The 26,682-nt window shown below is 63.9% G+C and carries 22 protein-coding genes and 1 tRNA gene; 7 read left to right on the top strand and 16 right to left on the bottom strand.

Features of this window, described 5'->3' with window-relative positions; all coding sequences use genetic code 11:
• Positions 1-38 precede the first annotated feature (38 nt).
• The 6 genes from J2Y63_RS11270 to J2Y63_RS11295 all read right to left on the bottom strand — a co-directional run bounded on the left by J2Y63_RS11270 (position 39) and on the right by J2Y63_RS11295 (position 11,911).
• Positions 39-2,066, bottom strand: a complete 2,028-nt coding sequence (locus J2Y63_RS11270; protein ID WP_435266149.1) for a capsular polysaccharide biosynthesis protein — start codon at positions 2,064-2,066, stop codon at positions 39-41.
• A gap of 170 nt (positions 2,067-2,236) precedes the next feature.
• Complete coding sequence (locus tag J2Y63_RS11275; protein WP_256121049.1) at positions 2,237-3,454, bottom strand: polysaccharide biosynthesis/export family protein; 1,218 nt, start codon at positions 3,452-3,454, stop codon at positions 2,237-2,239.
• Between the two features lie 344 nt (positions 3,455-3,798).
• Positions 3,799-6,888: an efflux RND transporter permease subunit gene (locus tag J2Y63_RS11280; RefSeq protein ID WP_435266150.1), complete on the bottom strand. Its 3,090-nt coding sequence runs from the start codon at positions 6,886-6,888 to the stop codon at positions 3,799-3,801.
• Positions 6,885-7,958, bottom strand: coding sequence for an efflux RND transporter periplasmic adaptor subunit (locus tag J2Y63_RS11285; protein WP_435266151.1), 1,074 nt, complete (start codon positions 7,956-7,958; stop codon positions 6,885-6,887). The genes J2Y63_RS11280 and J2Y63_RS11285 overlap by 4 nt, the downstream gene beginning before the upstream one ends.
• Entirely contained in the window at positions 7,955-9,061 is a 1,107-nt protein-coding gene (locus J2Y63_RS11290) for an efflux RND transporter periplasmic adaptor subunit (protein WP_435266152.1), read from the bottom strand. Before J2Y63_RS11290 ends, J2Y63_RS11285 begins: the two co-directional genes overlap by 4 nt.
• Positions 9,062-9,592: 531 nt before the next feature.
• The gene (locus tag J2Y63_RS11295; protein ID WP_435266153.1) at positions 9,593-11,911 is read right to left on the bottom strand and encodes a methyl-accepting chemotaxis protein; all 2,319 of its coding nucleotides are present in this window, start codon (positions 11,909-11,911) and stop codon (positions 9,593-9,595) included.
• 378 nt (positions 11,912-12,289) lie between these two features.
• On the opposite strand from J2Y63_RS11295, the gene J2Y63_RS11300 reads away from it, so the two are divergent.
• Positions 12,290-13,243, top strand: a complete 954-nt coding sequence (locus J2Y63_RS11300) for a ring-cleaving dioxygenase (protein WP_435266154.1) — start codon at positions 12,290-12,292, stop codon at positions 13,241-13,243.
• Positions 13,244-13,314: 71 nt separating this feature from the next.
• Positions 13,315-13,872 carry an NADPH-dependent FMN reductase gene (locus J2Y63_RS11305; protein WP_435266155.1) on the top strand — a complete coding sequence of 186 codons (558 nt, stop codon included), beginning with the start codon at positions 13,315-13,317 and terminating at the stop codon, positions 13,870-13,872.
• 56 nt (positions 13,873-13,928) lie between these two features.
• Here the strand turns inward: J2Y63_RS11305 and J2Y63_RS11310 are convergent, their stop codons facing one another.
• Together J2Y63_RS11310 and J2Y63_RS11315 are read right to left on the bottom strand one after the other, a co-directional pair.
• The gene (locus J2Y63_RS11310) at positions 13,929-15,485 is read right to left on the bottom strand and encodes a VOC family protein (protein WP_435266156.1); all 1,557 of its coding nucleotides are present in this window, start codon (positions 15,483-15,485) and stop codon (positions 13,929-13,931) included.
• Between the two features lie 158 nt (positions 15,486-15,643).
• Positions 15,644-15,862, bottom strand: a complete 219-nt coding sequence (locus J2Y63_RS11315) for a hypothetical protein (protein WP_435266157.1) — start codon at positions 15,860-15,862, stop codon at positions 15,644-15,646.
• A 655-nt stretch (positions 15,863-16,517) separates the two neighbouring features.
• Between J2Y63_RS11315 and J2Y63_RS11320 the strand changes: the two genes are divergently transcribed.
• Positions 16,518-17,945, top strand: coding sequence for an efflux transporter outer membrane subunit (locus J2Y63_RS11320; protein WP_256121040.1), 1,428 nt, complete (start codon positions 16,518-16,520; stop codon positions 17,943-17,945).
• Positions 17,946-17,948: 3 nt separating this feature from the next.
• On the opposite strand, the gene J2Y63_RS11325 is transcribed toward J2Y63_RS11320, so the two are convergent.
• On the bottom strand, positions 17,949-18,623 hold the full coding sequence (locus J2Y63_RS11325) for a GntR family transcriptional regulator (protein ID WP_435266158.1): 675 nt from the start codon (positions 18,621-18,623) through the stop codon (positions 17,949-17,951).
• A gap of 119 nt (positions 18,624-18,742) precedes the next feature.
• Between J2Y63_RS11325 and J2Y63_RS11330 the strand changes: the two genes are divergently transcribed.
• The gene (locus tag J2Y63_RS11330; RefSeq protein WP_435266159.1) at positions 18,743-19,582 is read left to right on the top strand and encodes a fumarylacetoacetate hydrolase family protein; all 840 of its coding nucleotides are present in this window, start codon (positions 18,743-18,745) and stop codon (positions 19,580-19,582) included.
• Positions 19,583-19,642: 60 nt separating this feature from the next.
• Here J2Y63_RS11330 and J2Y63_RS11335 read toward each other — a convergent pair whose 3' ends face one another.
• A complete protein-coding gene (locus J2Y63_RS11335) occupies positions 19,643-19,804 on the bottom strand; it encodes a hypothetical protein (RefSeq protein WP_256121037.1) in 162 nt (53 codons plus the stop codon).
• A gap of 110 nt (positions 19,805-19,914) precedes the next feature.
• Positions 19,915-20,556 (bottom strand): thermonuclease family protein, encoded by a 642-nt coding sequence (locus J2Y63_RS11340; RefSeq protein ID WP_435266160.1) that lies wholly within the window; start codon positions 20,554-20,556, stop codon positions 19,915-19,917.
• Between the two features lie 235 nt (positions 20,557-20,791).
• Here J2Y63_RS11340 and J2Y63_RS11345 point away from each other — a divergent pair, with 235 nt between their 5' ends.
• A complete protein-coding gene (locus J2Y63_RS11345) occupies positions 20,792-21,481 on the top strand; it encodes a hypothetical protein (RefSeq protein ID WP_435266161.1) in 690 nt (229 codons plus the stop codon).
• A gap of 651 nt (positions 21,482-22,132) precedes the next feature.
• On the opposite strand, the gene J2Y63_RS11350 is transcribed toward J2Y63_RS11345, so the two are convergent.
• The 4 genes from J2Y63_RS11350 to J2Y63_RS11365 all read right to left on the bottom strand — a co-directional run bounded on the left by J2Y63_RS11350 (position 22,133) and on the right by J2Y63_RS11365 (position 24,948).
• Positions 22,133-22,381, bottom strand: coding sequence for a hypothetical protein (locus tag J2Y63_RS11350; protein WP_435266162.1), 249 nt, complete (start codon positions 22,379-22,381; stop codon positions 22,133-22,135).
• 173 nt (positions 22,382-22,554) lie between these two features.
• Positions 22,555-22,631, bottom strand: a tRNA-Met gene (locus J2Y63_RS11355).
• Positions 22,632-22,764: 133 nt separating this feature from the next.
• Entirely contained in the window at positions 22,765-23,961 is a 1,197-nt protein-coding gene (mnmA, locus tag J2Y63_RS11360; protein WP_435266163.1) for a tRNA 2-thiouridine(34) synthase MnmA, read from the bottom strand.
• 237 nt (positions 23,962-24,198) lie between these two features.
• Positions 24,199-24,948: a LuxR C-terminal-related transcriptional regulator gene (locus tag J2Y63_RS11365; RefSeq protein WP_435266164.1), complete on the bottom strand. Its 750-nt coding sequence runs from the start codon at positions 24,946-24,948 to the stop codon at positions 24,199-24,201.
• A 438-nt stretch (positions 24,949-25,386) separates the two neighbouring features.
• Here J2Y63_RS11365 and J2Y63_RS11370 point away from each other — a divergent pair, with 438 nt between their 5' ends.
• A complete protein-coding gene (locus tag J2Y63_RS11370; RefSeq protein WP_023515011.1) occupies positions 25,387-25,662 on the top strand; it encodes a DUF1153 domain-containing protein in 276 nt (91 codons plus the stop codon).
• Between the two features lie 107 nt (positions 25,663-25,769).
• On the opposite strand, the gene J2Y63_RS11375 is transcribed toward J2Y63_RS11370, so the two are convergent.
• Positions 25,770-26,219 carry a paraquat-inducible protein A gene (locus tag J2Y63_RS11375; protein WP_435266165.1) on the bottom strand — a complete coding sequence of 150 codons (450 nt, stop codon included), beginning with the start codon at positions 26,217-26,219 and terminating at the stop codon, positions 25,770-25,772.
• 143 nt (positions 26,220-26,362) lie between these two features.
• On the opposite strand from J2Y63_RS11375, the gene J2Y63_RS11380 reads away from it, so the two are divergent.
• A complete protein-coding gene (locus J2Y63_RS11380) occupies positions 26,363-26,644 on the top strand; it encodes a GNAT family N-acetyltransferase (protein WP_435266166.1) in 282 nt (93 codons plus the stop codon).
• Positions 26,645-26,682: the final 38 nt, after the last annotated feature.

The raw sequence follows: 26,682 nt of genomic DNA on the forward strand, positions 1-26,682 counted from the left end.
TGCGGCGACTCGGACCGTCCCACGGTTTCGAGCCAAGTTTACCGCAACCGCGAGTCGCGAAGCAACACCCCGACACGGTTGATTTGTTGCGCCGCACACAAAAAGAGCTTCTTCGCCAGTCCGGGCGATTTCAAGGCGCCGGCGGAAATTTCTTCCACCAGGTCCTCCGGCCGGCATGGCAAACCGCTCAGCGGGTGCACATAGAGCGGGTAGAGAATCAGGCTCGCGGCGACGAGCGTCTCCAGGTCGATACGGCGCGTCCGGCGGGGAATGGCCAAGCGATCGTCGGTGAGCCCCCAGCCCGCATAGAACGGTGCGCCGTGAACCCCGACGGCCTTGCCGCGCAGCAGCGCCTCGAAGCCGGCGAGCGAGGTCATGGTCTCGACCCGGTCCGCCCAGCCGATCCATTGCAGGATATCGCCGCTGCCGACGGTGAGATCGGCTTCCTGCGGCGCGGCACCGCCGTCACGCACACCGGAAACCACGTCCGGATGCGCCTTGTAGACGATGAAGGCCTCGGGGAAGAGTGCGCGAACGGCGGCCACGAGCGCAGCATTGGAGCGGGTGTCGGGGGAGCCGTAGCGGATGGAGGCGTCCTTCTCCACCTGCCCCGGCACGAGGATTTTGGCCCGCCCTTCCGCCACGACCGGCAGATCGGCATCCGTCCCGAGATTGTATTTGGAAACGCCGCGCTGGATCAGCAGGCGGACGAGATCACGCGCCCGGGCCTTGAGGCTTTCATCGAAATCGCCATGGGCGATCAGCGCCTCCAGCCGGCTTTCGCCGCGCGCGTCGTAATAGACATGCTCGCCATCGAGTGCGACGGAGGACGGCATCGTCAGGTTGACGCCAAGCCCCCGGGACCGGATGAAACCGTCTTCGAGCCGGATGGCCGGCACGTCGCCTGGCAAAGCCGCATCGCTGCCCCAGACGGCGACAATCCCCTCTGCCGCCCGCGCACGCCCCGCGGCGACTTCGAGCGAGCGCTGATGCACCGGTCCCCCTGCCATGCCCTTCAGGAAGGGCGTCATCGCCGTGCGCTTCCAGGGAGAAAATCCGACAGTGAAAACCTTGCGCGCGATGCGCGCACGCTGGTTACGCACCGTGATCGCCTGCTGCATGGCATGTTCCGGCGTTGAGGGCTGTCGCGTGTGCAGGTCAAGATAGAGCGAATAGTCGATATAGGCGGCGTGGAAGACCTGCTCCAGCGAGGCCGGCGACCGCCCGGCGGACAGGCCATTGTGATCGACGGTGAGGCCGCGGCCGGAATAATAGGTGGTGCCGAAACAATGGACCTCGCGGTCCGCCATCAGCGCCTCGAAGCCGAGCTGGCTCGACACGGTGTAGACGCTGTCGGCCGCTTCCAGCAGCGGCCAGGGGTTCATGCGGCCGGGCACGATAATCTCGATGCCCATGGCGGTCGCCGCTTGTCGCAAAAGACTACGGTCACCCGCCGCCGGATGCATGCGCACGACCAGCGTCTTGCCCGGATTGTTGGCAGCCGCATGCTCCAGCATGGCGCGAAAACTCGCCGCACTCGCCCCCGCCCCGGCAATCGAGGCATCGCCCGCCACCTGGTCGACGAGCAGCACGAACGGCCGGCCCACCGGCACGCCGGCGGCCGCGGGCGTGAGCAGCGGGCTGTTGTTGTATTTCGACAGGCGCTCATGACGCAGCAGCGCCATCAGCCGGCGCGCCCGGTCGAGCGCTGCGGCGTCGGTCACCGGCCGGGAGAGCAACCGGTCGAGGCCGTTCGGATGGAGCGCATCGAAATAGATGCCGTCCCGGTCCACCACGTAGGAATGGCTCGGCTCCCCCTGCCCCGGCGAAAAGCCACGCAGGAAGCCGTCTTCGAGGGTGATCACTCCCTTGCCCGAGCGCGCTGCAAGCCACGCGGCCCTACGGCCGGAAGCCTTGCGTCCCCAACCGATGAAACCATCGATCCGTCCGGGCAGCGAAAAAGGCCAGGCGACGATATCAGCATCGAGCAAACGCGCGATATCGTCTCGCTGCTGCCAGAGACCGAAGGAAAGAAGAGCGTAGGTTTTGCGTGCCCGACCGGCCATGCAGCCCTCTAGAGTTTGTCAGGGAAAAGCGGGGACCGGTTTTCCCGAAAAGACAAACGGAAACAGAGAAACCTGGAGTCTGTCCGATTCAGGATGAACCAGACGGACTCCAGGGTCAAAACTCGATCAGCCGAAATCGAGCGCCCGCATCAGCGGCCGGCGTCTGCTAGTTACAGCAGATCCGCCGTACGCTGGATATTGTAGGCCGCGGTCGAGCCGCTGGAGACGATCGTCAGGAACTTTGCGAGGTCCGTGGCGACGTGGCGCGCCAGATAGACGACGTCCTTGTTCCGCACGGGGAAGTTCTGCGCAACGATATAGCTCTGCGTCGCACCCAGATCGAGGCGATAGACGATCGGATAACGGCCTTCCGAATCCGGCATCATGCCGCGCGAGATCAGGTCGCGGAACCGGTCGTCGCCGACGACGCTGCGGTAGACGCTTTCATCCTCGTAACGGAAGACGAAATAGCCCTTCGGGTCCGCCGTCGCGACATTGCCGCCGCCGGCAAGTGCTGCCGCCTCGACGAGGCTGAGCTTGGCCGCATCGAACGGGATCTTGCCGCTCTTCTTCGTCTGACCGAGCGCCGCGAACGTCTGCGGATCATAGGTCAGGTAGATCTGGTCGTCCGGCTTGACGTAGATGTCGTCCTTCGGGCTGTCGATGACCGACTGGAGCAGCACGCTGCGCGACTTGCCGCCGCGCTTGAGGGTCACATAGGTGTCATAGGACGGCTTGGCCGCACCGCCCGCCATGGCGATCACTTCGCTGAGACGCTGGCCGCTGAGGCCAAGCGGCACGATGGCCGACTTGTTCACATCGCCCTGGATGGAGACGGTGCGCGAGGCATTGCCGGCAAGCGTGACGATCACGTCGGGCTCGACGGCCTTGGCCTTCAGCGCATCGACGATGGTCGCGCGCGCCGAATCGATCGTCATGCCGGCGAACCTGACGGAGCCGACATAGGGGATCTGGCCGTGGCCGTCCGGCTGCACGATGACGGGAATGGTCGTCGACTTGCGCTCCGCCGTGGAGAACAGGCCGTCCGGTCCCGCTTCGAAGATCGTGACATCCACGCGGTCGCCGATACCGATGACCGGCGTGCCGCCGCCGCCGCCGAAGCCGAACGTGCTGGACAGGCCGAGGCGCGTGGCCGCGCTGACGCTGTTGGCGACGCGCTGGTCGACGCTCACCACGTCGAAGATCAGCTTCGTCTGGGGAATTTCGTAAGATTTGCCGCCGGCACCGGCGGACAGGACCTCGTGGGTCAACGGACCATCGCTGGGAACGACACATCCGGCCAGCGTCAACAGGCAACCCGCCGCGAGAACACGCACGAATGCGTTCAAACCCTTGCGCGGCCTGTTCACGTCTTCAATTACGATCATCACACTGCATTTCCCTTCGACCGTGCCACACAAGGCACGGGGCAAGAGCCAGCCGCTTGCCACGACAGGGCGCCATAGACATGCAGTTCCAACGTCTCGTCAAGTCCCATGACCAAACCTTGTCCCACCCATGCGGCCCCCGCCGATACCATGGAGCAAATCCCTTGCACATTCGTTACGGCCTGAAAAGACGCTTCCCTCTTTGGCGTTGAAAATCAACTTTTTCCACGGGCTTTTTCACAGCGGGTGCGGCAAAAAAAACGCAATCTCCCTTGCCTGCCCATGCGTTAAAACATCGCCGCGAAAAGCCATGACGGCGGAGATGGGCGAAAATATGAGGCGACTCATGTCGCCTCCTGGGGTTCGGCTTCGGGCGGCGGGGCCGCCTCTGCCTTTTCCGACGGCTTGATGCGGAACCAGGCGATATAGAGGGCGGGCAGGAAGAGCAGGGTCAGCACCGTGCCGACGATGATGCCGCCCATCATGGCATACGCCATCGGCCCCCAGAACACCTCGCGCGAGATGGGGATGAGCGCAAGGCTCGCCGCCGCCGCCGTCAGCAGGATCGGCCGCATGCGATGTTCCGTCGCCTCGCGCACCGCATCCCACGCATGCATGCCCTCCCGCCTCAGCTCCTCGATCTGCACGACGAGGATGACGGAGTTTCGTATGAGGATGCCGATCAGCGCCAGCACCCCCAGGATGGCGACGAAGCCAAGCGGTGCGCCGCTGCTGAGAAGGGCGACGACCACCCCGATGAGCGCCAGCGGCGCCACCGCGAAGACGAGGAACAGCCGCGAGAAACTCTGGAGCTGCACCATCAGGATCGTCGCCATGGCAAACAGCATCAGCGGCACGACGGCCACGATCGGCGCCTGGCTGTCGGCACTTTCCTCGACCGTGCCGCCCACTTCCACATGGTAGCCGGTCGGCAGGCTTTCGCTGAAGGCGGACACGTCCTTGTCGAGCTGCGCGACGATCGTCGCCGGCTGCACGCCGCCAGTAATGCTGGCTTTGACGGTGATGGTGGGCTCGCGCGAGCGGCGCCAGACCACGGGCTGCTCCATCTCGTAGCGGAAGTTCGCCACGGCCGCGAGCGGCACGGAAGTGCCGTTTGCCGTCGGAAGCTGGAGCTGGCGCAGCGTCTCGATGGACTCGCGCTCGCCCGCCCGCGCCCGGCCGATGATGTCGATCAGGTAGACGTCGTCGCGGACCTGGGTGACGGTCGTGCCGCCGACGACGCCGTTCAGCGCCGAGGCGATATCCTGCGAGGTGACGCCCAGCTGGCGCGCCTTGTCCTGCAGCACATCGACCTTCACCACGCGGGCCGGCTCGTTCCAGTCATAGACGATATCGCCGAGCCGGTCGTCCTTGCCGATGAGTTCGCCGAAGGCGAGCGCATGTTTGCGCACCTCCTCGATATCCGGGCCGCTGACGCGATACTGGATCGGCCGGCCGACCGGCGGGCCGATGTCGAGCAGCTTGACCAGCGCATCCGTGCCGACGAAGGTTTCGCGCAGATAGGCCTGAAGATCGGCCCTCAGACGATCGCGCGCCTCCAGATCCTTGGCGACGATGACCGTCTGGCCGAAGGCCGGCGACGGCGGCTGCACGTCGAAGGAGAGCAGGAAGCGCACCGCGCCCTGGCCGACATAGGACGACCAGCGCTCGATATCGGGATTGCCCTTCAGCTTCTCCTCTTCGAACTTGGCAATCTGCGCATTGGTCTCGGCAATAGAGGCGTTCTGCGGCAAAGACCAGTCGACGATGAGTTCCGGCCGGTCGGAGGACGGGAAGAACTGCTCCTGCACGAAGCGCATGGCGAAGACCGACAGGCCGAAGACCAGCACGGTCGCGACGATGGTCGTCCATTTCCAGTGCATGCAGGTATCGAGCAGGCGCGCGAAGGTGCGTGCGAACCAGCCCTTCTGCCCATGGAGGTTCTTCATGGTCTTCGGCAGGATCGCGACGCCAAGCAGCGGCGCGAAGACCACCGCGACCACCCAGGACACGACGAGCGAAATGGCGATGACGACGAAGAGGCTGAAGGTGAATTCGCCGGCAGCACTGTTGTTGAGGCCGATCGGGATGAAGCCCGCCACCGTCACCAGGGTGCCGGTGAGCATGGGAAAGGCGGTGGACGTATAGACATAGGTGGCGGCCTCGCGCAGCGTATCGCCCGCCTCCAGCCGCGCCACCATCATTTCCACCGCGATCATCGCGTCGTCGACGAGAAGGCCGAGCGCGATGATGAGCGCGCCCAGCGAAATGCGCTGCAAGGATATGCCGTCGTAATACATGAAGACGAAGGTGATCGCGAGCGTCAGCGGAATGGAGAGCGCAACGACGAGGCCGGCGCGAATGCCGAGGCTGACGAAGCTGACGGCGAGCACGATGATGACCGCCTCGAACAGCGCCCGCGTGAAGCCGGACACCGCCTCCTCGACCACCTTGGGCTGGTCGGAAACGAGGTGCACGTCGACGCCGATCGGCAGGTCATGCGAGAGAAGCTCGATTTCCTTCTCCACGGCCGCGCCGAATTCCAGCAGGTTGGAGCCCTGCTTCATGCCGATGGCAAGCCCGATCGCCGCCTCGCCATTGAAACGGAACAGCGCCGATGGCGGGTCTTCATAGCCACGGGTGATGGTGGCGATGTCGCTCAGGCGGAAGAAGCGGTTGTTGACCCTGAGATTGACGTCGCGAAGGCTCGCCTCGGACGAAAATTGCCCGCCGACGCGCACGCTGACGCGCTCGCCGCCCGCCTGCACCACGCCGGAGGGCGCGATGGCGTTCTGCGCCTGGAGCGTCGAGACGACCTGCTGCGTGGAGATGCCGAGGGCTGCGAGCTGGCGCGTCGAGAATTCGAGATAGATCACCTCGTCCTGCGCGCCGACGAGATCGACCTTGCCGACATTGGGAACGGTGAGGATCTGCCGGCGGGCGTCTTCCACATAGTCGCGCAACTGGCGAGAGGTCAGGCCATCGGAGGTGAAGGCGTAGATATTGCCGAAAACATCACCGAATCGATCGTTGAAGGCGGGGCCGATAACACCGGACGGGAAGTCGCCGCGGATGTCGTTGATCATGTTGCGCACCGTCACCCAGGTCGGCCCCACGTCCCGCGCGCGCGTCGTCGGCTTCAGGTTGACGAAGATCAGCGTCTGGCCGGGCGTGGTGATGGAGCGGGTGAAATCGAGCGATTCCAGCTCTTCCAGCTTGCGCTCGATGCGCTCCGTCACCTGCAATGTCGTTTCTTCCACCGAGGCACCGGGCCAGGCGGCGCTGATCGTCATGATCTTGATGGTGAAGGAGGGATCCTCCTCGCGGCCGAGATTCTGGTAGGTGAAGAAGCCGAGCAGCGCGAAGACGATCATGAAGTACCAGACGAGCGACGAGTGATCGAGCGCCCAGTCCGAAAGGTTGAATTTCTTCATAGGCTTGCCTCGTCTTCGATTCTGACTTTCTGGCCTTCTTCGAGGCTGTTCACCCCGGCGGTGACGACGCGGTCGCCATCCTTCAGCCCGCTCGCCACCTGGAGATAGCGGTTGGCGGCAGCACCCGTCTCGATCGGCGCCAGATGGACCTCACCCTTGCCGGCATCGACGAGCCAGACATGCGGCTTGCCGTCCTTCAGGAGCACCGCCGTCTCGGGGATCATGATGGCGGTCAGGTCCGGCCCCTCCAGCTCGGCGGTGATCGTGGTGCCGAGCCGCACCGTCTCCGGCGGGTTCTCCAGCGCGATCTTGACACGGCGCGTGCGGGTGACGGCGTCGGCGGAGGGTGCGACTTCGCGCACCGTGCCCATGACCTTCACCGCCGGATTGATCTGCAACGACACCGCAAACCGGCTGCCGATCGCAATTTTTTCCGCCGTCTCCGGAATGTCGACCACGGCATCCCGCTCATCCGGCCGCGCGACCGTGACGATCGCCTCGCCGGGCGAAACGGTCTGGCCGACCTCGGCCCCCGTGGCCACCACGACGCCATCGAATTCCGCCAGGATGCGGGTGTAGGAAAGCTGTTCCTCCGCCTTCACCAGTGCGGTGCGCGCCCTGACCAGCCCGGCATCCGCCGCCTCGCGCGACTGTTCGGCGCTTTCGACGGCGGCCTGTGCGGCGGCATTCGACTGGAGCAGCGTCTTCTGCCGCTCCTCGGTCGCCACAGCACTGGAAAGCGTGGCTTCGGCGCTGGAAAGCTCGGCGCGCGCCGAGCGCACCGCAAGCTCATAGGCCGTCGCGTCGAGCACGGCGAGCGCGTCGCCCTTCTTCACGAGATCGCCGACATGCACCGTGCGCGAGACGAGACGCCCGGCGACGCGCGAGCCGAGGGCGGCCTGCACCTTCGCCTGCACCACACCGGCGAACCGCGTGCCGGGCAGCGCGGTGGGGGTGACGACCAGCGACAGGACCGGCCGCGGCGGTGCGGCGGCCTCCTCTTCCTTCTGGCAGCCGGCAAGCGCCGTCGCGGCAAGCACGACGGTCGTCAACAGGATGGATAGCCTCATGGCGCGGCTCCTTCGGTCGCGGTGATCGTCTGGCCGGGCCGGAGCAGCTTCGTCCCATCGGACACGTAGGTCTCGCCTTCCTCGATGCCGCCCGAAATCAACGCCGCGCCGGTCTCGAAGGACAGCACCTCGACCGGCCGCAGATCGACCGTGTTGTTCGCCTTGTCGACGATCCACAGCGCCGGCTTGCGATCGGTGCCCGAAAGCGCCTGCCAGGGCACGACCGCCACCCGCCGGGGCGCCAGCGAACCGACGCCGACGACGGAGGCGCCGAGCGTCATTTCCGGCGGTGTTTCGGCCATGGCGATCTTGACGCGCACCGTGCCGGTCTCCGCGTCGATGGTCGGCGAGACTTCACGCACCCTGCCCTCCGTGCGCACGCGGTCGTCGCTGAGCAGCGTGATGACCACGCCGTCCTCGGAGGGCTGCGAGAAGAAAAGCGATTCGTAGACCTCGAAGACCGCGTCGCGCGGGCCGTTGTCGGCGATGGTGAACATGGTCTGCGCCGCCTGCGCCACCTGGCCGCTTTCGGCAAGCCGCCCGGTGACGATGCCGTCGGCCGGTGCGCGCAGCTCCGTATAGGAGAGCACCTCCTTGGCGGTATCGCGCTGGGCGATCGATGCCTCGCGCGCGCTTTCCGCGGTGCGCAGCGCCGTCTCGGCATCGTCAAAATCGCGCTGCGTGCTGATGCCGTCGTTCAGGAGTGATTTCTGCCGGTCGAAATTGGTGCGGGCGAGCTTCAGTTGCGCGTCCGCGGCACGCACGCCGGCCTCCGCTGCCTCGACATCCGCCCGCTGCTCCTCGGGGTCGAGCCGGGCAAGGACCTGGCCTTCCTTCACCGCGGCGCCGACATCGACGAACCAGCCGGTGATGCGCCCGCCGACGCGGAAGGACAGATCGGTTTCCACCCGCGCGACGACTTCGCCCGTAATGGTGATCGTCTGCTCACGCTCCTGGAATTTGACCGGTGCGACATGCACCGGCCGTGCGGCGCTATCGGCAAGCGCAGGCCCGGCAGTGGCGGAGAACGCCAGCATGGCCAGCAGCATCCCGCCTGACAGGACCAGCGATCGCGGCCCCGAGACAATCGGCGATCTCAGCATTGTCGTCCCCACCCTTGCAGATAACCCATTTAATATGGGCCCTCATTATATCGCGAAGATCAGACTGACAAGCCGCAGCACCACCAGATGTTGAACTTGTCGCAGCCGAGTGTGGCGGAAGCTTTGAAAAAAGCCAATCGGCAAGGCGCTAAGACAGAAAAATATAATAAATCATATTTTTCAGCACCCTAAGGGCAGAGACAAGAAAGCCGCCGGCAGCTTCGAAACCATACGGTCTTCATCAAGCTGCACGGCGGCTTTACCGGAGCGCCATTCGTTGGACGCTTCTATCTCGGTCCCCTCTGGACCTGCCTAAGAGAAGCAGGAAGCGTGCCAAGTCAGCGATATGCAAAATAGAAAAATGATTTCATATTACTAAAGGCGCAGCTAACAAACACCGGTGCCGGCCGCCTGTTCCGATCCTGGCCAATTCTTGTGCATCGCACAAAACTTGGGCGTATTTCGCCGCCCAACAAAAAAGCGGCCCGGTTCAACCGGGCCGCCTTCGATTTGTCAGCCGAATAGGAAGGCTCAAAATTCTTCCCAGTCCTGCGCCGCCGCTGCCGTGGCGGCCTGCCCGCCGCCGAAGGCACGGGTGAGCTTGTTGCCGAGCGCCCGTGCGCCGGACGCGGCCGGGCGGTGTGCGGCGGGGGATGCCGCGACCGGACGGGCCGCAACAGCACCCGTTGCCAGGCGGAACTGCGAGATGAGGCTGTTGAGGGCGGCGGCTTCCGTCGCCAGTGCATGGCTTGCCGCCGTCTGCTCTTCCACCATGGCCGCGTTCTTCTGCGTGCCCTGGTCGATGGAGTTCACCGCCGCGCTGATCTCGTTGAGGCCGGTCGACTGCTCGCGCGACGAACGCACGATCGCCGCGACGTTCTGGTCGATCTCCTGCACCTGGTTGACGATTTCGGACAGCGACGAGCCGGTCTCGCCGACCAGCGCCACGCCAAGATTGACCTGCTCGCCGGACTTGGTGATGAGCGCCTTGATCTCCTTCGCCGCATTGGCCGAGCGCTGGGCGAGTTCGCGCACTTCCTGTGCGACGACCGCAAAGCCCTTGCCGGCTTCACCGGCCCGCGCAGCCTCGACGCCGGCATTCAGCGCAAGCAGGTTGGTCTGGAAGGCGATCTCGTCGATCACGCCGATGATGTTGGAAATTTCACGCGACGAGTTCTCGATACCGCTCATGGCGCTTACCGCCCGGCGCACGACGTCGCCCGACTTTTCGGCACCGGCACGGGTGCGCTCGACCAGCTGGCCGACATCTTCCGCCCGCTTGGTCGCGTCCTTCAGCGAGGTCGTGGTCTCTTCCAGCGCCGCCGCGGTCTCCTCGACGGAGGCCGCCTGCTGTTCGGTGCGCTTGGCGAGATCGTCGGAGGCGGCGCGGATTTCCGCGGAGCCTGCCTGGATGGCATTGGCATTGCTGCCGACGGAGCGAAGCGCCGATTGCAGCTTTTCCACCGAGGCATTGAAATCGTGGCGAACCTCGTCGAGCGAGCCGGCAAAGGCTTGCTCGATGCGATGCGTCATGTCGCCATCGGCGAGTTTCTGCAAGCCTTCGGCCAGCGCCCCGACGGCGATTCGCGTCTCCTGCTCGCGTGCGGCGGCTTCTTCGGCGCGATGGCGGCGCTCCTCTTCTGAAAGCGCGCGGTTCTGCGCGGCCTCGCCTTCGAGGCGGACCTTGGCGAGCGTCGCGTCACGCAGCACGGCAAGCGAGCGGGCCATTTCGCCGATTTCGTCCTTGCGCTCGGATTCCGAGAGATCGACATCGGTGTGACCGGAAGCAATCTGGCTCGTAGCCGTAATCACTGTCGCAAGCCGCTTACGGAAGCGGGCAGCGAGCAGCCAGCCAATTGAAATCAACAGGCCAGCGGCGATCGCAATGACGGCAATCGATGTCATCGCGAGCGTTGAGAGGCTGGCGAACAGAACGGATTTCGGCACCGCGACGATGGCGAACCAGACTGTCCCAGGATCCAGTTTGACAGGAACAGCAACCGCCATCGAGGCGATGCCCGCAGCATCCGTCAACTCCAAGGCCTCGCCTGGATTGTCGAGCAGTCTCTGCCAGACGGCAATGTCGAGGCCTGAGTCTTTCAGTGACTTTCCGAGAAGCGCTCGATCCGGGTGGCTGACAATGCTGCCGCCCTTGCTCAGGAGCGCGACGTAGCCGTCGCCGAGTGGCTTCAACTTCGCCATATCGGTCGCAAGAGCATTGAGTTCGACATCGACGCCCGCCATCCCCTTGAAGGTGCCGTCGAACATCAGCGGCACCACGAACGACGTCAGCAACGTCTCCTTGCCGCCGACACTGTAAAGATAAGGCTCCGTGAGGAAGTCCTTGCCGGTTTTCTTCGGCACTTGATAATAGTCGCCTGGCCCCGGCTTGTCGTAGTCGACCAGAGGTTCGATCACCGGGCTGCCGTTCGAGCGGATCACATAGGGGACGTAACGACCACTCGCGTCGTGTCCAGGCTTGCCGCTAAACTCGGCATCCTTGCCGTCAAAGGCTTCTGGCTCCCAAGCCGTGTAAACGCCGACAGCCATCGGGTTGTCCATCAGCAGGCGCTTCAACGTCGTATCGAAGGCTGCGCGGCTCGGCTCACCAACGTCCTTTACCGCGAAGAGCGCGGAGCGCATGTTCCAGCTCAACGATTTGACGTGCGCGAAGGTGGTTTCAACTTCGCCTGCACTCGCCTCCGCTGCGTTCACCATTTCCGAAATCGACCGTTCTTTTACGGCTGTGTAGGACAACCAGAGAAGAACACCAGCCGTTGCCACGGTCATGGCAACACCGGCCGCCACGATGGCGAACATGTTTCGGGCAGTCGCAGTCTTGGGCAGCATCAATCGTCTCCTCGCAACCGTGCGGAAAATCCGGACCGGCAATCATCGGAACTGGCGGAACATGCCGGCGGACGCGGCGGAGCAGAAGACGAAGTCATTTCGCAGGGCGGCAGCGTAAGCGACCCTTGGTTTATGAAACGATAAAATTCGAATGAACTCATAATGGAACAGAAAGGGAGGAAGAACGCTCTATAGGAAAGGGCACTTCAGCCCGGTGGCGCTGCGAACAAAAAGCGCGTTCAGGAAAAGTGAACAATCCGTTCGCCCGGCCCGGTCTTCCGACAGCCCATGCGAGGGGCGATATTCACCTCGACGCAAGGCCCCGCTATCGGGGTACGCACCAGAACGCCCCGGACGTTTCCGAGGAGGAGTTTCATCATGGCTCTACAGCTCACAGGCATCCACCACCTGACCGCGATCACCGCGAACGCGCCGGAGAACCTGCGCTTCTACACGCAGGTGCTGGGCCTGCGCCTCGTCAAGAAGACCGTCAACCAGGACGATACGAGCGCCTACCATCTCTTCTATGCCGACGGGCTCGCCTCGCCCAGCACCGACCTCACCTTCTTCGACTGGCCGGTGGGCCATGAGCGGCGCGGCACGCACAGCATCGCGCGCACCGGCCTGCGCATCGCAAGCCTCGCGACCCTCGAATGGTGGAAGGCCCGCTTTGCCGAACTGAAGGTTCGTATTGGCGAGATCCGCGATGTCGGCGGCCGTGCCACGCTCGATTTCGAGGACGGCGAAGGCCAGCGCTTCCGCTTCGTCGTCGACGATGCCGGCGCGCCGTCAAATCCGTGGGAAAAGAGCACCGTTCCCGCCGAACACCAGATCAAGGGCCTCGGCCCCATCACGCTCAGCGTGCCGGATATCCGCAACACGCAGACCGTGCTGGTGCAGGTCATGAACATGACGGAGACCTCGACCTATCCGAACCCGGAAGGTGCCGGTGACGTGCATGTCTTCTCGATGGGCGAAGGCGGCCCGGCCGCCGAGCTGCATGTCGCCGTCGAGCCGGATCTGCCGGCCGCCCACCAGGGTGCCGGCGCCGTGCACCATGTCGCCTTCCGCGCACCGGACGAAGAGGCCCTGCATGCCTGGACCGAGCGCCTGCGCGGCTTCCGCCTGCCCTCCAGCGGCGAGGTCGAGCGCTTCTACTTCCGCTCGCTCTATTTCCGCGAGCCGAACGGCATCCTGTTCGAGATCGCCACCGACGGTCCCGGCTTTGCCGTCGATGAGCCGCTCGAAACGCTCGGCGAAAGCCTGTCGCTGCCGCCCTTCCTGGAGCCGCGCCGCGCGCAGATCGAGGCCCGGCTGAAGCCACTCGCCTAACTCAGACAAACCCCGGCGTGACAAACGGTCCCCCGGGGTTTTTTATGCCCGTTATCAAGAGGAGAAGTCGGATGACGAAACTGGTGGCCATCTCGGGAAGCCTCCGCAAGGGTTCCCTCAACACGGCACTGCTGCGTGCCGCACTCGCCATGGCGCCCGACGGCGTGGACATCGTCGAAGGTTCGATCCACGGCATTCCGCTCTATGACGGCGACGTCGAGGCGGCCGAGGGCATCCCCGAGGCGGTGACGCGGCTGAAGGACCAGGTCGCGGCGGCGGATGGCGTGCTGCTCTTCACCCCGGAATACAACAACGGCATTCCCGGCGTGTTCAAGAACGCCATCGACTGGATGAGCCGCCCCTCCGCCGATATCGGCCGCGTCTTCGGCGGAAAACCCTTTGCCATTACCGGCGCCTCGCCCGGCAATTTCGGCACGCTTCTCTCGCAGGAAGCCTGGCTGCCGGTGATGCGCACGCTCGGCACCGTGCCGTGGTTCGGCGCCAAGCTGATGGTGTCGCGCGCCGGGACGGTCATTCAGGACGGTAAAATCGCCGACGAGGCGACGGAAAAGAAGCTCCGCGATTTCGTCGCCGGTTTTTCGGCCTTCGTCGCGGATTACAAGCGATAGACGGAACAGCACGAATCAGAAGGGCGCGCCGGTTTCCCGGCGCGCCCTTTTTTTCGTCAGCCGATGATCCGCTCCTTGTAGGCCTTGGCCAGTTCCGCATCGGCGGCGCCGATATCGTGGCCGGCGGGGAGCAGAGTGTTCTCGACCGAGGCGCCGGCCGCCTTTAGCCGCGCTTCGAGTTCGGTGGCATGGGTGCCGTAAGGGTCCGATTCGCCGGTGAGCATCAGCACATTCGTGCCCGAAAGGTCGATCTCGGGCCGGCTTTCCAGCACATTCATGCCCCGCAGCAGCACGGCGTTGCGGATGAGGCCCGGATAGAGCTGCATGACCGCGCCGATCATGTTCGCCCCGTTCGAATAGCCGATGAACAGCGTTTTCGCCGGATCGAGCCCGTAAGCCGCATTCGCCTCCTCCATGAAGGCCGCAAAGGCTTCCGCTTCACCGGCAATGTCCTTCTGGTCGAAGGTGAGAGCGGTCAGCCGGCGGAAGAATCGCGGAACGCCCTCCTCGAAACTGCGCCCGCGCGGGCTGAGCAACGCGGCGCGCGGCGCCAGCCTTGCGCCGAAGGGCAGCAGGCTCGTCTCGTTGCCGCCCGTGCCGTGCAGCAGCACGACGGTCGTGCCGTCCGGATCGTCGGGGCGGTGCAGCCGGTGCACGAACGGCAAATCGCGCTCGCGCATGCGCTCTTCTCCCGGCAGCGAAAACTGCGGAAGCCGCGCCCGGACGTCATCCGGATCGGTCCGGAAATGCCGGGGCACGAACAGCGCGCTGCCGAGCGTCTCCAACGGCTCGTCCACCGTCATGCCGGGGCCGTCCGTCGCATATTCGACCAGCGAACCGCCGGGCTCGCGCACATAGAGCGAGTGGAAATATTTCCGGTCGTGCATGTTGGTATCGCCCACGTCTTCCGCGGCAAGCCGGGCGGCGACCGCTTCCACGGCGGCCAAATCCGGTGCCCTCAGCGCGATATGGTCGATCGTGCCGGTGCCGGGCGCCGAGGTCCAGAAGCCGCTGGCATTGCGGATGTCGAGCACGTCGCCCGCCTCCCCCGCAAGCCGGGTGATGCCGTTCGCCTCGGCAACCGTGCGAAAACCGAAATGCCCGGCAATGAAGGCCGCCGTCTCCGCCGGCTTTTCCGACAGGATCGTCGCACTGCGGATGCGCTGAACGGCGTCCGCAGCCACAATGTCCTTCGTGACATGCGGCGCCGGCCCTTCGACATCCGCCTCGCCGACGAGCTTGACGATGATGCCGTCCGGATCCTTCAGCCGCAGCACGGCTTCGCCGAATTCCTGCGTCGGCCCGGTGAGCGCGATATTGTAGGTCAGCGCGCGCGTCAGCCAGAAGCCGATCGCTTCCGGGCGGATGGAAAGCGCGATCTCCGACGGCTGGCCGAGCCCGACGCGGCCGGGGGAGCCATCCTCCCAGGCAAGGAAGGTGACGAGCGAGCCGGGGCTCGCGACCGCATCGCCGTAAATCAGGTGGAGCTGGTCGGCGTCCTCGTAACCCGCCGTGCGCTTGACGAGCCGGAGGCCGAGGAAACCCACGTAGAAATCGACATTCGCCTGGATTTTCCGGGTGATCGCCGTGATGTGATGGATGCCGCTTGTCATGGAGCACCTCCTTTCGGGAGGTACACAAGCAGGATTTGGTAGCGCGCGCCAGCGGATGGCCGGTGAATGGACTGTCTACAAAACAAGACCGGCCCCGCTGTCGAGCGAGGCCGGCCGATGATCGGCGCGAATGGCGCCAGATCGTTCAGAATCCGGGTTCAGGCGGCCGCAATATTGGCCGGGGACCGCGCCCGCGCCGAGGCGGACGGATCATTGAGGAGACGGCGGATCGCCACGCGCACTTCGTCTGCCGACGAGAAGCGCTGGGAATCCAGATCCCACACGGAATATTTGACCGCGACGAACTTCAGTCGATCCTCATCGGGAACGACAACGCCGACGGCCTCACCACCGATTTCGATAACCTGCTTTTGCATAACAACTCCTGCCGTACCCGAGGGCACAGCCAATTCTCATTTGCGCTTAATTCGAAGAGGGAAACCAACTCACATTCGGCGGAGGGCCGTATGCGCTTTCCCTGTAATCGTTTCACGACAGGAGTACGCCACACGCACGGAGGCGATGCAGTTGATATTGTACATGACACACTCCCTCTTGTTGGCGCTGGAACCTTGAAATGAAGGCTCCAGAGTGTGGACCGGGGGAAACGCATGCGGTCCTCATGCGATGCTCAAACACATAATCAGCTCTCCCTTCTTTGTCAATGGAATCGGCATAATTTTGGAAAAAATTACTGCCGAATTTGTGTGACAATTCGAATCGCAAAATAATGTTCGCGCTTGCAGCATTTTTCAGGAAAATATGTCGCAAAGACGGATATTCCGGGGAAATGCCGTGGCGCAACCTGGCGGGGCGTTCAAAATCGGAATCTTCCGCTAAACGAGCAAAGGTGCGACGCTGGAGCAATTGCCCCAGTTGCACGGCGGACACACCCTTCCAGGGAAGCGGGGAAAAAACGTTGTGGGACCATTCTTTTTTGGGCGGGGGCTCGATCTTCCGTCCAAACATGAATAAAGAGTGAATCTCGATTTTGTTCAGTTAATATGCCGCGACGGCCGACAAGGTATGACCATGAATTTCACCAGGACGCTTTTTCCTCTGAGCATGCTCCTCCTGTCGGGCTGCGTCGTAGGCCCCGATTATCAGAAGCCCGACACCGCGCTGCCGGCGAAGTTTTCGGAAAGCAAGGCAACGACCGGCGAGAGCGTTTCGCTCAATCCGTGGTGGGAATCGTTCCGCGACCGGCGCCTCAATGATCTCGTGCACCAGGGCCTGGGCGAAAACCTCACCGTGCTCCAGGCGCTGGAGCGCATCACGGCGGCCGAGGCCAATGTCATCGTCGCCGGCGCCGGCGCGCTGCCGAGCATCGGCGCTTCTGCGGACGCGAATGCCAGCGGTCAGGACGGCAACTACCTGCGCCGCACCTCGGGCCGCGATTCCTCGTCGTCGAAGCAGCTCAATGCCGGCTTGAGCGCCTCGTGGCTGCTCGACTTCTTCGGCCAGTACCGCCGCTCGAAGGAAGCCGCGAATGCCTCGCTCGACGCCGCCTATGACGATGTCAGCGTTGCCCGCCTCGCCTATCTCTCGGATCTCGTGTCGAGCTATGTCAATGCGCGCTACTTCCAGGAAGCGCTGGCGCTCAACCGCAAGAACCTGGTGTCGCGCCGCGAAACGCTGAAGCTCACCAACGAGATCAAGGAAGCGGGCGCCGCCTCCAGCCTCGACGTGCTGCAGGCCGAAGGCCTCGTCAACCAGACGCTCGCCGACCTGCCGGCGCTCGAAACCGGCTTCCATCAGGCGGCCAACCATATCGCGACGCTGCTCGGCGTGCCGGCCAGCACGATCACCTCCAGCCTGATCAAGGGCTCTGCCCAGCCGATGCCGCGTTATGCGACGCGCACCGGCGTGCCGGCCGATCTCATCCGCAACCGTCCGGACATCCGCGCGGCCGAGCGCCGCCTCCAGGCGGCGACGGCCAGCATCGGCGTCGCGGAAGCCGATCTCTACCCGAGCATCGAGCTCGGCGGCTCGATCGGCGCAACGCGCAACTTTACCAATGCGGCAACCGGCAACCTGACGAGCTGGTCCTTCGGCCCGACGTTGAGCCTGCCGATCTTCAATGGCGGCGCGCTTAAGGCGCAGGTCAAGATCGCCCGGTCTGAGGCCGAGCAGCAGTACCTGACCTGGAAGTCGACGGTGCTGCAGGCGGTCGAGGAAGTGGAAAATGCCCAGACGGCGCTGATCCGCGACGGCCAGACGGTCGCAGCCCTGCGCAAGGTCGTCAGCACCTTCGAGCAGACCCTGAACCTCGCGCGCGAAAGCTATCGCGGCGGCGCCAGCACCATCCTCGACGTGCTCGATGCCGAACGCAACGTCGCTGATGCCCGCCTCGCGCTCGCTTCGGCAATTCGCCAGCTTGCCCGCGACTACGTGGCCCTCAACGTGGCGATCGGCGGCGGTGCCGAGATCGGCGCGCCGACGGCCGTCGCCAGCAAGTAAGCGTCAAACCTTGAAAAAACCCTCGAGCGCTGCGGCCGTCCGGCCGTAGTGCTCGCGGAGTGCCGCGGCCGCCCCATCGGCGTCGCGCGCCAGCGCGAGTTCCATCAGCCGGCGGTGTTCGCCCGTCACATCCCGCGCGCCGCCGGTGAGGCTGACCGACAGGCGCCGGTAACGATCGGCACGCGAAAAAAGCTTCTCACAGATTTCCAGCAGGATCGGCGAACCACAGGCCGCGATCAGCGCTGCGTGAAACGTCGCATGCCGCGCCTCCCAATCCTCCCGCATGGCCGACGGAATATCCTCGCGCGCCTGCGGAATGCGCGCCATCAGGTGATGCGCGGCGATCAGGCCGGCTTCCCAATCTCCATCCCCCTTCGTCACCGACAGCCGCAGCGCCTCGCCCTCGCAGAGCTGCCGCGCGGCGGTGATGTCGCGCAGCTCCGCAAGCGAGAGGCTCGCGACGCTATAGCCGCGGTGATCGTCCAGCACGGTAAACCCTTCCGCCGTCAGCCGCGCCAGCGCCTCGCGCACCGGCGTGACACTCATGCCGCACAGCGCCTGGAGGTCGGCGAAGCGAAGCCGGTCGCCCGGCTTTACCGCGCCCGTGCGGATCGATTGGCGGATCGCCTCATAGGCATCGCCCGCAAGCGTGCGCCCGCCCGGCTTCTTCTGGTCCATCGCCCCTCACCCAATTTATAAAATCACAGAGATTTTCGAAAATCGTTGACTCGATGTAAAACCGGATGGAAGGTGCGCGCAACCGAAATCGGTGAAACAGACAGTTTACGGAGAATCTCATGAAGCTGGTGCGCTTTGGCGCGGCGGGCGCGGAAAAGCCCGGAATGATCGATGCAGACGGCAAGGTGCGCGACCTTTCCGGCGTGGTGGCGGATATTGCCGGCGACGTGCTCGGCCGCGAGGGCCTGAAGCGCCTCGCCGCGATCGATCCGAAGAGCCTGCCGCTCGCGCCGGAAGACAGCCGCTTCGGCGCCTGCGTCGGCCGCGTCGGCAATTTCATCGCCGTCGGCCTCAACTATGCCGACCACGCGGCGGAAAGCGGCATGGCCGTGCCGAGCGAACCGGTGCTGTTCAACAAGGCCCCCTCCTGCATCGTCGGCCCGGATGACACGATCCTCATTCCGCGCGGCTCGGAAAAGACCGACTGGGAAGTGGAACTCGCGGTCGTGATCGGCGAGCGCGCATCCTACGTCTCGGAAGCCGACGCGCTCGACTATGTGGCGGGCTATTGCGTGTGCAACGACGTCTCCGAGCGCGCCTACCAGATCGAGCGCGGCGGCCAGTGGACCAAGGGCAAGGGCTGCCCGACCTTCGGCCCGATCGGCCCCTGGCTGGTGACGACGGACGAGGTGGAGACCGGCGACCTCGCCATGACGCTCAGCGTCAACGGCGAACTGGTGCAGAACGGCTCCTCCAGCACCATGGTCTTCAAGGTGCCCTTCCTCGTTCACTACATCTCGCAGTTCATGGTGCTGGAACCCGGCGATGTCATCACCACCGGCACGCCGCCCGGCGTCGGCATGGGCATGAAGCCGCCGCGTTACCTGAAGCCCGGCGACCGCATGGAAGTCTCCATCGCCGGCCTCGGCACGCAGCGCCAGGTCGTGGCCGCGAGCTGATTCGCCTCGCGATCCTCAAAAAGCGAGAGGGGCCTCAAGGGCCCCTCTTCGTCTTGGCGATCAGTGGAAAGTCGCAGGCGACGCTTCGTCGTCGAGAATGCGGAAGGCCTCGTCCAGCGCGGCCACCAGGATGTCCGTCAGTTCGTCCGCATCGTTTTCGAGGAGGAAGAGCGCGACCGTTGCATTGTCCGGATCGCTATAGCGCTCGAGGTCTTTCGACATATCATTGTCCCTTTCCAGCCGGCACCATCCCGGTTAACGGAAAGCATAGGACCGCAGGCTTGCGCATGGCTTGTGCCGGAAAGGCACAGGTTGTGCAAGCGTCAAAGCCATCAACCGCACCAGGATTGATGCCGGCCCGTCCACGGTTTCGCGAGGCCTTCGCGCACCATGCGGTTACCGATCGACTGCCCGCCGCGCAGCACCAGATGCGGCGCCGACTTCGTCTTTCCATCCGCGCCGCTTTTGGCCGAAACCAGCGTCACGTCGCCCTCGTTCAGGATTTCCCGCAGCCGCAGCTTGGCATCGCCGCCGCGCGAACGCTCGGCATCGCAGCGCGCCTCGGCGATCGCCGGCGCATCGATATCGGCCAGCCGAACCTTGCGACCGGCATAAAGAATAGTGCTGCCGTCGAGCACGCAATAATCGGTCTGCGTCGTGCAGATGAACCATTTTCCCGAAAAGGCCGGCAGTTTCTCCGCCGCAGGCAACGCCTGCTCCACCGCCTCGGCCGGCCGCTGCTTCGGCCGCGGCAAAACGGCCTCACGCTCCACCGTCTTGGCCTTGCGCTCGATGGAGGCCGTGCGGATCCCGGTCGCCGCCGTTTCCGGCCCCGGCACCCAATTGTCCATATAGACAATCCCGCCCACGACGGCCGCGCCCAGCACATACCAATGCGCCATGCCGCCCCGCCGCGCCGCCGTGGAACGCTTCGTCCCCGACGTCTTCTTCCGCCTGGTCGTCTTCTTCACCATCGCCTGTCTCCTGCGCGAGACAGTGCTACGATCTCTTGAAGATATGGTTACCGGGATGTGGATGCGGCAGGCAAAGAGGCCGAAAGCCCCTCTGCGCGCGCGGGCGGTTTACCGCTCTCGATCCCGCGGCTCTTGCGTGCTTACCCAAGGAGCTATCCTTCTTCATCCATGGCGGATGCATTTCCAGACGCGTCGGATATGATCCGGACGCTGGCGGCAAGAGAGACCGGATAACATGTTGCGCAACCTCGATTTCAGCTCCTGGTACAACCTTCTGGCAACGCTGATCGGGCTCGCCCTGTTTACGCTGATCAGCATCGGCATCCGCCTGATCATGATGTTCACGATCCAGCAGCGCCGGGAGCGCACGAACCGCCAGATCAACGAACGCCTGAAAACCCTCATCGCGGCCTACAAGACCTTGGGCGGCTCCTTCACCGGCAATCTCGCCGTCGACCCCACGCATCTTCGCGATCTGCGACGACGCGCAGAACCATCCGCTGAGCCAGTGGACGGAGAGGCGGACGGCGTCGTCGCGAGTTCCGAGCGTCGCAGGCGCATCCGCGACGACGTCGAGGCAGCACTTTCCGATATCATGCTGCTCGGTACGGAGGCGCAGGTTCGCCTGGCGGAGAAAGCGGCCCGGGAACTCATCGCGGGCCGTCCCGTCCACACCCACGAACTCGTCGTCTCCCTCCGCGCCTTCATCCGAGAGGCGCTCGATCTCGACCCCGTCCCATCCGACCTGGCAATCCCGATGCAAGGCCCGACCCGCCCGGCAAGCAGCGGCGGCCGCACCAAGGGTGAGCGCGGAAAAGAAGGCTCGCGGGGTGGAGGTGGAGGTGGCGGCGGCATGGGAATGGGCGGCGGCGGCCTCGGCCCTGCCGGCGGAGGCGAAGATCCCACACCTGCGGACCGGAACTAACAACGAGATTTGAAAAGGTGAAACCTGTTGATGCATCAATCACTGGCCAGATGCAGGGTGATTGGACTGAACGGATCGAGCGTGCGTCATAGCGATGACGTCCTTGGCGGCGACGCCAAATTGGCAGACGCGTAGCATCTCCCATGTCCGGAGCCCGATCTAGTGGAAGTCTTTTCAGCCTCGCGCGTGCTTTTCTTTCTCAATCCCGCGGCGGAAGGTCGTGACTCGCGCGTGACATCCGGCGCCGGACACTACGGGACTGGCACAACCGCCCCCTCGGAGGCGTAGATCAAATCGACAGGCCGGGTATATGCTACTCCTAATTGGGGAAGCTACCATGCAGGATGTTATCATCAGAGCCTATACTAGTGGAGGCGCCCGTGAACTATTGGCTCTCATCCCTGTCCCTGACGATGGCAGCGCTACCGATAGCCAACTGATTGCCTTGGCGATGATAGCGCTTCGAGAGCAGGGACGGTTTGCAGATACCGAGATCGAGACCTTCCAGTATCGGCTGGACCGCCCAAGGGCATCAACGCTCCAGTCCCCATTCCCGCGACGCCTCCAGGCGCTGTAGCCGAACGGTTCCGCGGCCGGAAGCGACTGTGGGCGGAACACTCGAGCAACGGCAAGGCGGCCCTGACGAAGCGATCAATTGATGAGGGTCGGCTGCGAATACGCTCGTTCCGTCACGGGGCAACCTTCCTGGATCTTGGTCCAGGACGAGACGTTAAGCTTCATCTCACAGCGCGCGAGGTAGGAGCCTCCATCAACCCTCAGGCAGGAGGTCTGGCCAAGCTCGAACATGACATCACGATTTCGGCATTTGCAATTGTGGGCATCCGCCAAGGTGGGGATCGCGGCAATTGCCAAACCAACGACGAGCACTCCAACACGCATGGCTGATGCTCCCAATGATATGCATGCAGATTACACCTGTCCGATAGCATCGTCAAAGCGAGCGACCGATCAGCCGAGCTGGGTCGCGGGCGGTGAAACGGTAACCCTGCGAAATCAAAATCAAGGGATTATATGGCCGGTTTAATCGACACGGAACTGTCCGTGATTCCGGCTGGTAGCGGAGGAGGGATTCGAACCCCCGACACAAGGATTATGATTCCTCTGCTCTAACCTACTGAGCTACTCCGCCGACCGAAGGGACGATGGAAACGAGGTCCGTTTTCCGTCCGGTGGGCGGCTTATAAGGTGCTGTTCCTGCGGGTGTCAAGCGACGTTCGCACAAAAATCGCTTTGTCCGCAAAGGCCTTGGCGGGCGTGGCTTTTCAGGCGGCCACGGGGGTGGAGAGAATGCGCTTGAGGGCGTCTTCCGCCGCCGTTTCGCGTTCCGAGCGCTGGATGAAGCCGCCGCCGTAAATGCGGGCGTCCTCGCCTTCGCCGGAATAGAGCGCGCAGGCCTGGCCTGGAGCGACGCCGGCTTCGCCTTCCGCAAGCTCGACATAGATGCCGCCGGGGCCGGACTGCAGGCGTGCAGGGCGCGGCGGGCGCGTCGAGCGCACCTTGGCGTAACAATCGAAACCGGCCGCAGCGACGGTTTCGAGATCGCCGTCGCCGAGCCAGTTGATGTCGCGCAGATAGAGGCGGCGCGTTTCCAGCGCTTCCTTCGGGCCGACGATGACGCGGCGCGAGCGGGCGTCGAGATAGACGACGTAGAGCGGCTCGCCGGTGGCAATGCCGATGCCGCGGCGCTGGCCGATCGTATAGTGCAGGATGCCGTCATGCTGGCCGAGCACGCGGCCGTCGATATGCACGATGTCGCCGGCGAGCGCCGCGTTTGGCTTCAGCTTGTTGACGATATCGGTATATTTGCCCTGCGGCACGAAACAGATGTCCTGGCTATCGGCCTTCTTGGCGACGACGAGGCCCATCTCTTCCGCAAGCGCCCGGGTTTCGGCCTTCGAAAGATGGCCGAGCGGGAAGCGCAGATAATCGATCTGCTCCTGGGTGGTCGCGAAGAGGAAATAGCTCTGGTCGCGCTCCGCATCGACCGGGCGGTAAAGCGCGCGGCGCTCCGGCGCTGCGGCGGTCGGGTTCGGGCGCGAGCGGATATAATGGCCGGTCGCCAGCGCATCCGCGCCGAGTTCCTTGGCGGTGGCCAGGAGATCGGCGAACTTGACGGTCTGGTTGCAGGCGACGCAGGGGATCGGCGTTTCGCCGGCGATGTAACTTTCGGCAAAGGGGTTGATCACCGTCTCGCGAAAACGCTTTTCGTAATCGAGCACATAGTGCGGAATGCCGATCGTTTCGCAGACGCGGCGCGCATCGTCGATATCCTGGCCGGCGCAGCAGGAGCCGGCACGGTGCATGGCGGCGCCATGATCGTAGAGCTGCAGAGTGATGCCGAGGACGTCATAACCCTCGCGTTTCAGGATTCCGGCCACCACGGAACTGTCGACGCCGCCCGACATGGCGACGACGACACGCGTATCTTCTGGCTTCCGGTCGAAATCGAGACTGTTCACGCGAGGTCCGTTCCGATGCTGCGGCCGCCGCCTTCGGGGCTTGCCGCAAACACCTTTGACTGAAACGCCGGAAACCGGCCGTTGCGGCGCCCCGTCACTGTCGGGACGCCTCTGGGGCGACATATAGAAACTTGCCGCCCCGAGGGCAAGAGAAGGCCGGAAACCTCGTCTTTCCGGCCGCACGCGGGATCGCCCCTCCCGGTCCGCAGAAAGGGGCTATCGCGCGCGAACGGAAAGTCAGATGAGGCGCAGGCGGAGCGCGATCGCAATCGCCTGCATGCGGTTGACGGCCTGGAGCTTGCGGGTGGCGCTCTTGAAATAGCTGCTCACCGTGTAGACCGAGATGCCCAGGATGATGGCGATCTCGTCGCTGCTCTTGCCGGCGGCGGCCCAGCGCAGGCACTCGACCTCGCGGCTCGACAGCTTTTCCCGCCCCGCCGTCGCCGCGACAAAGGTCTTTTCCAGGCATTCGAACAGCTGGAGGGCGGCGAAATGCAGCTCCGTCAGCTCCGGCCAGGCAAGCGGCGTGCGCGTGCCGGAGAAGACCATCAGATAGGGATCGGAGGTCGTGGAATGCATGAGCAGCGCCGTGGAACCGGAAAGGCCGTAGCTTTCGGCAAGCGTGATCGCCTCGCCGGCCTGGCCGCTTTCCCAGTCCGATGGTGCCAGAAGCGAGCTGTCGCCCTGAACGGGCAGCTTCGTCATACCGGTCTCGATCGCCAGACGGCTGACGTGGAACAGGTTCATCGCATCATATTTGCGCACGAGATCGGCCGGCCAGTTGCTGACGAGCAGGCGCTCTGCAAAACGCTGCTGTCCGTTGGCCGGAAAACGCGACACCAGGAAATGGCTGAAGCGAAAATGGTTGGCGCACTGGCGCATGAGGTGCAGCACCTCATATTCGGTCTGCACGGTTTCAATATTGGCCGTCGACAGGAATTCGGGCGACCAACCCTGCTGCAGGAGCATGTTGTCTGGATCTCTCATTTTCCGTTTCCAACAGCCGGCGCGGACGCGCGCCGGGCTCGTGTGCATTCTCGGTCCGGAAAATTACAGGAGCACCATCGCGGTGAAACACGACGAAAAACGCCGCGTCAGCCATGTCCCAAAGGGAAACAGCTCGCGGATAGAATTCATTTGGATGCATCCTGGGGGCTTCCGGTGACATCAACGATGCCGCCCCCAAATTTTCGGGCTTATTAGCAGTATTTGAATAAAAGAGAAACGTTTTATTTGCATGGCTCCCATGCAGGCTCTGCGAGAGCGCGCATAGACAAACGTAACGGAAACCGGCGCTTACAGAGCCCCGCACGATCGGCGAAGCCGCTCAAATGATTAGAAAATTGTTAGCATGCGTTTAGGCAAATCTTAAATGTGGCAAGCTACAGTCCGGGGATATGGTCTTGAGTTTATGTAGAGAGTCCAATGACCGATCTGATACGACCACGCGTTAAATACGTCATCGGCCCCGATGGCAGCCCTCTGACAATTGCCGATCTGCCGCCGGCCAATACGCGGCGCTGGGTGATTCGCCGGAAGGCAGAAGTCGTCGCCGCGGTGCGCGGCGGGCTCTTGAGCCTCGAAGAAGCCTGTGAACGTTATACGCTGACGGTCGAAGAATTCCTCTCCTGGCAGTCCTCGATCAACGACCATGGCCTTGCCGGCCTGCGCACCACGCGCATCCAGCAATACCGCCACTAGCGTCCCATTTTTGATCAAGACCCCTACGGCTGCGCCTCGCGCAGCCGTAGTTTTGTTCAGGGATGGGGGGCTGCGCCTCGCGCAGCCGTAGTTCTTTTTATCAATTTTCAGCGCGGTTGCAGCTTCATCTGCAGGAGCCCGGTCATGATGGCCGAGGCGGCGTAGAACCACACGCCAGGCTGGGTGAAGGCCGAGGCCATGCCGCTCGTCTTCGCCGCGACGATGACCAGCGCCACCAGCATCACATCCATCATCGACCATTTGCCGAGCAGCGGAAGCAGCCGGGCGATCCAGTTCGCCTTGCCGTCGGCCGGCGTCGGCGCGGTCGCCTCCAGCGCGATGGCGAAGAGCTTGATGACCGGGAAGACGATGGAAAACAGGCCGACCAGCACGGCCAGCCCGCCGCTGCCCTGCGCCCAGAGCGAGACGACGATATCGATCAGGGACGGCGTCTCGTTGAAGAAATACAGTTTTTCGAAGCGCACGAGCGGCAGGACAAGGCCGAAGGCCAGGAACAGCGCGGAGAGAACGAGAAGAGCGGGTACGGCGAGAATCATGGGCACACGTCGAAGGTTTCGATGCGCCCTGCATAGCATTCGCCAGGCTCTGACGCAGCACACTCCGTTCACATCCGGATGGCTTGCCGGATCCGCCGGGACAGGAAAGGATGGCGCCAACGCAACCGCAAGCGAGGACCATCATGGATATCAAGGACGAAGAAACCGGTTCGAAGGGCCGCTATTCCATCATCGTCGAGGGGCACGAAGCGGAGGTGACATACTCCCGCACCTCGCCGAAGCTCGTCATCGTCGATCATACCGGCGTGCCGGATGCGCTGCGTGGCAAGGGCGTCGGCCAGGCGCTCGCGGCCCATGCGGTGGAGGCGGCGCGGGCGGGCGGCTGGAAGATCATGCCGCTCTGCCCCTTCTTCCGGGCGCAGGCGATGCGCCACAAGGACTGGCAGGACGTCGTCAATCTCTAAGCGGAAATCGACGCAACGCGAAGAACCCTCGTGAGCGG

Source organism: Shinella sp. BE166, assembly GCF_051201095.1.
Lineage (GTDB): Bacteria > Pseudomonadota > Alphaproteobacteria > Rhizobiales > Rhizobiaceae > Shinella > Shinella lacus.

Coding starts and splice junctions, on each gene's coding strand:
- J2Y63_RS11270 (WP_435266149.1), bottom strand. CDS start 2,066: ATGGCCGGTCGGGCACGCAAAACCTACGCTCTTCTTTCCTTCGGTCTC.
- J2Y63_RS11275 (WP_256121049.1), bottom strand. CDS start 3,454: ATGATCGTAATTGAAGACGTGAACAGGCCGCGCAAGGGTTTGAACGCA.
- J2Y63_RS11280 (WP_435266150.1), bottom strand. CDS start 6,888: ATGAAGAAATTCAACCTTTCGGACTGGGCGCTCGATCACTCGTCGCTC.
- J2Y63_RS11285 (WP_435266151.1), bottom strand. CDS start 7,958: ATGAGGCTATCCATCCTGTTGACGACCGTCGTGCTTGCCGCGACGGCG.
- J2Y63_RS11290 (WP_435266152.1), bottom strand. CDS start 9,061: ATGCTGAGATCGCCGATTGTCTCGGGGCCGCGATCGCTGGTCCTGTCA.
- J2Y63_RS11295 (WP_435266153.1), bottom strand. CDS start 11,911: ATGCTGCCCAAGACTGCGACTGCCCGAAACATGTTCGCCATCGTGGCG.
- J2Y63_RS11300 (WP_435266154.1), top strand. CDS start 12,290: ATGGCTCTACAGCTCACAGGCATCCACCACCTGACCGCGATCACCGCG.
- J2Y63_RS11305 (WP_435266155.1), top strand. CDS start 13,315: ATGACGAAACTGGTGGCCATCTCGGGAAGCCTCCGCAAGGGTTCCCTC.
- J2Y63_RS11310 (WP_435266156.1), bottom strand. CDS start 15,485: ATGACAAGCGGCATCCATCACATCACGGCGATCACCCGGAAAATCCAG.
- J2Y63_RS11315 (WP_435266157.1), bottom strand. CDS start 15,862: ATGCAAAAGCAGGTTATCGAAATCGGTGGTGAGGCCGTCGGCGTTGTC.
- J2Y63_RS11320 (WP_256121040.1), top strand. CDS start 16,518: ATGAATTTCACCAGGACGCTTTTTCCTCTGAGCATGCTCCTCCTGTCG.
- J2Y63_RS11325 (WP_435266158.1), bottom strand. CDS start 18,623: ATGGACCAGAAGAAGCCGGGCGGGCGCACGCTTGCGGGCGATGCCTAT.
- J2Y63_RS11330 (WP_435266159.1), top strand. CDS start 18,743: ATGAAGCTGGTGCGCTTTGGCGCGGCGGGCGCGGAAAAGCCCGGAATG.
- J2Y63_RS11335 (WP_256121037.1), bottom strand. CDS start 19,804: ATGTCGAAAGACCTCGAGCGCTATAGCGATCCGGACAATGCAACGGTC.
- J2Y63_RS11340 (WP_435266160.1), bottom strand. CDS start 20,556: ATGGTGAAGAAGACGACCAGGCGGAAGAAGACGTCGGGGACGAAGCGT.
- J2Y63_RS11345 (WP_435266161.1), top strand. CDS start 20,792: ATGTTGCGCAACCTCGATTTCAGCTCCTGGTACAACCTTCTGGCAACG.
- J2Y63_RS11350 (WP_435266162.1), bottom strand. CDS start 22,381: ATGCGTGTTGGAGTGCTCGTCGTTGGTTTGGCAATTGCCGCGATCCCC.
- J2Y63_RS11365 (WP_435266164.1), bottom strand. CDS start 24,948: ATGAGAGATCCAGACAACATGCTCCTGCAGCAGGGTTGGTCGCCCGAA.
- J2Y63_RS11370 (WP_023515011.1), top strand. CDS start 25,387: ATGACCGATCTGATACGACCACGCGTTAAATACGTCATCGGCCCCGAT.
- J2Y63_RS11375 (WP_435266165.1), bottom strand. CDS start 26,219: ATGATTCTCGCCGTACCCGCTCTTCTCGTTCTCTCCGCGCTGTTCCTG.
- J2Y63_RS11380 (WP_435266166.1), top strand. CDS start 26,363: ATGGATATCAAGGACGAAGAAACCGGTTCGAAGGGCCGCTATTCCATC.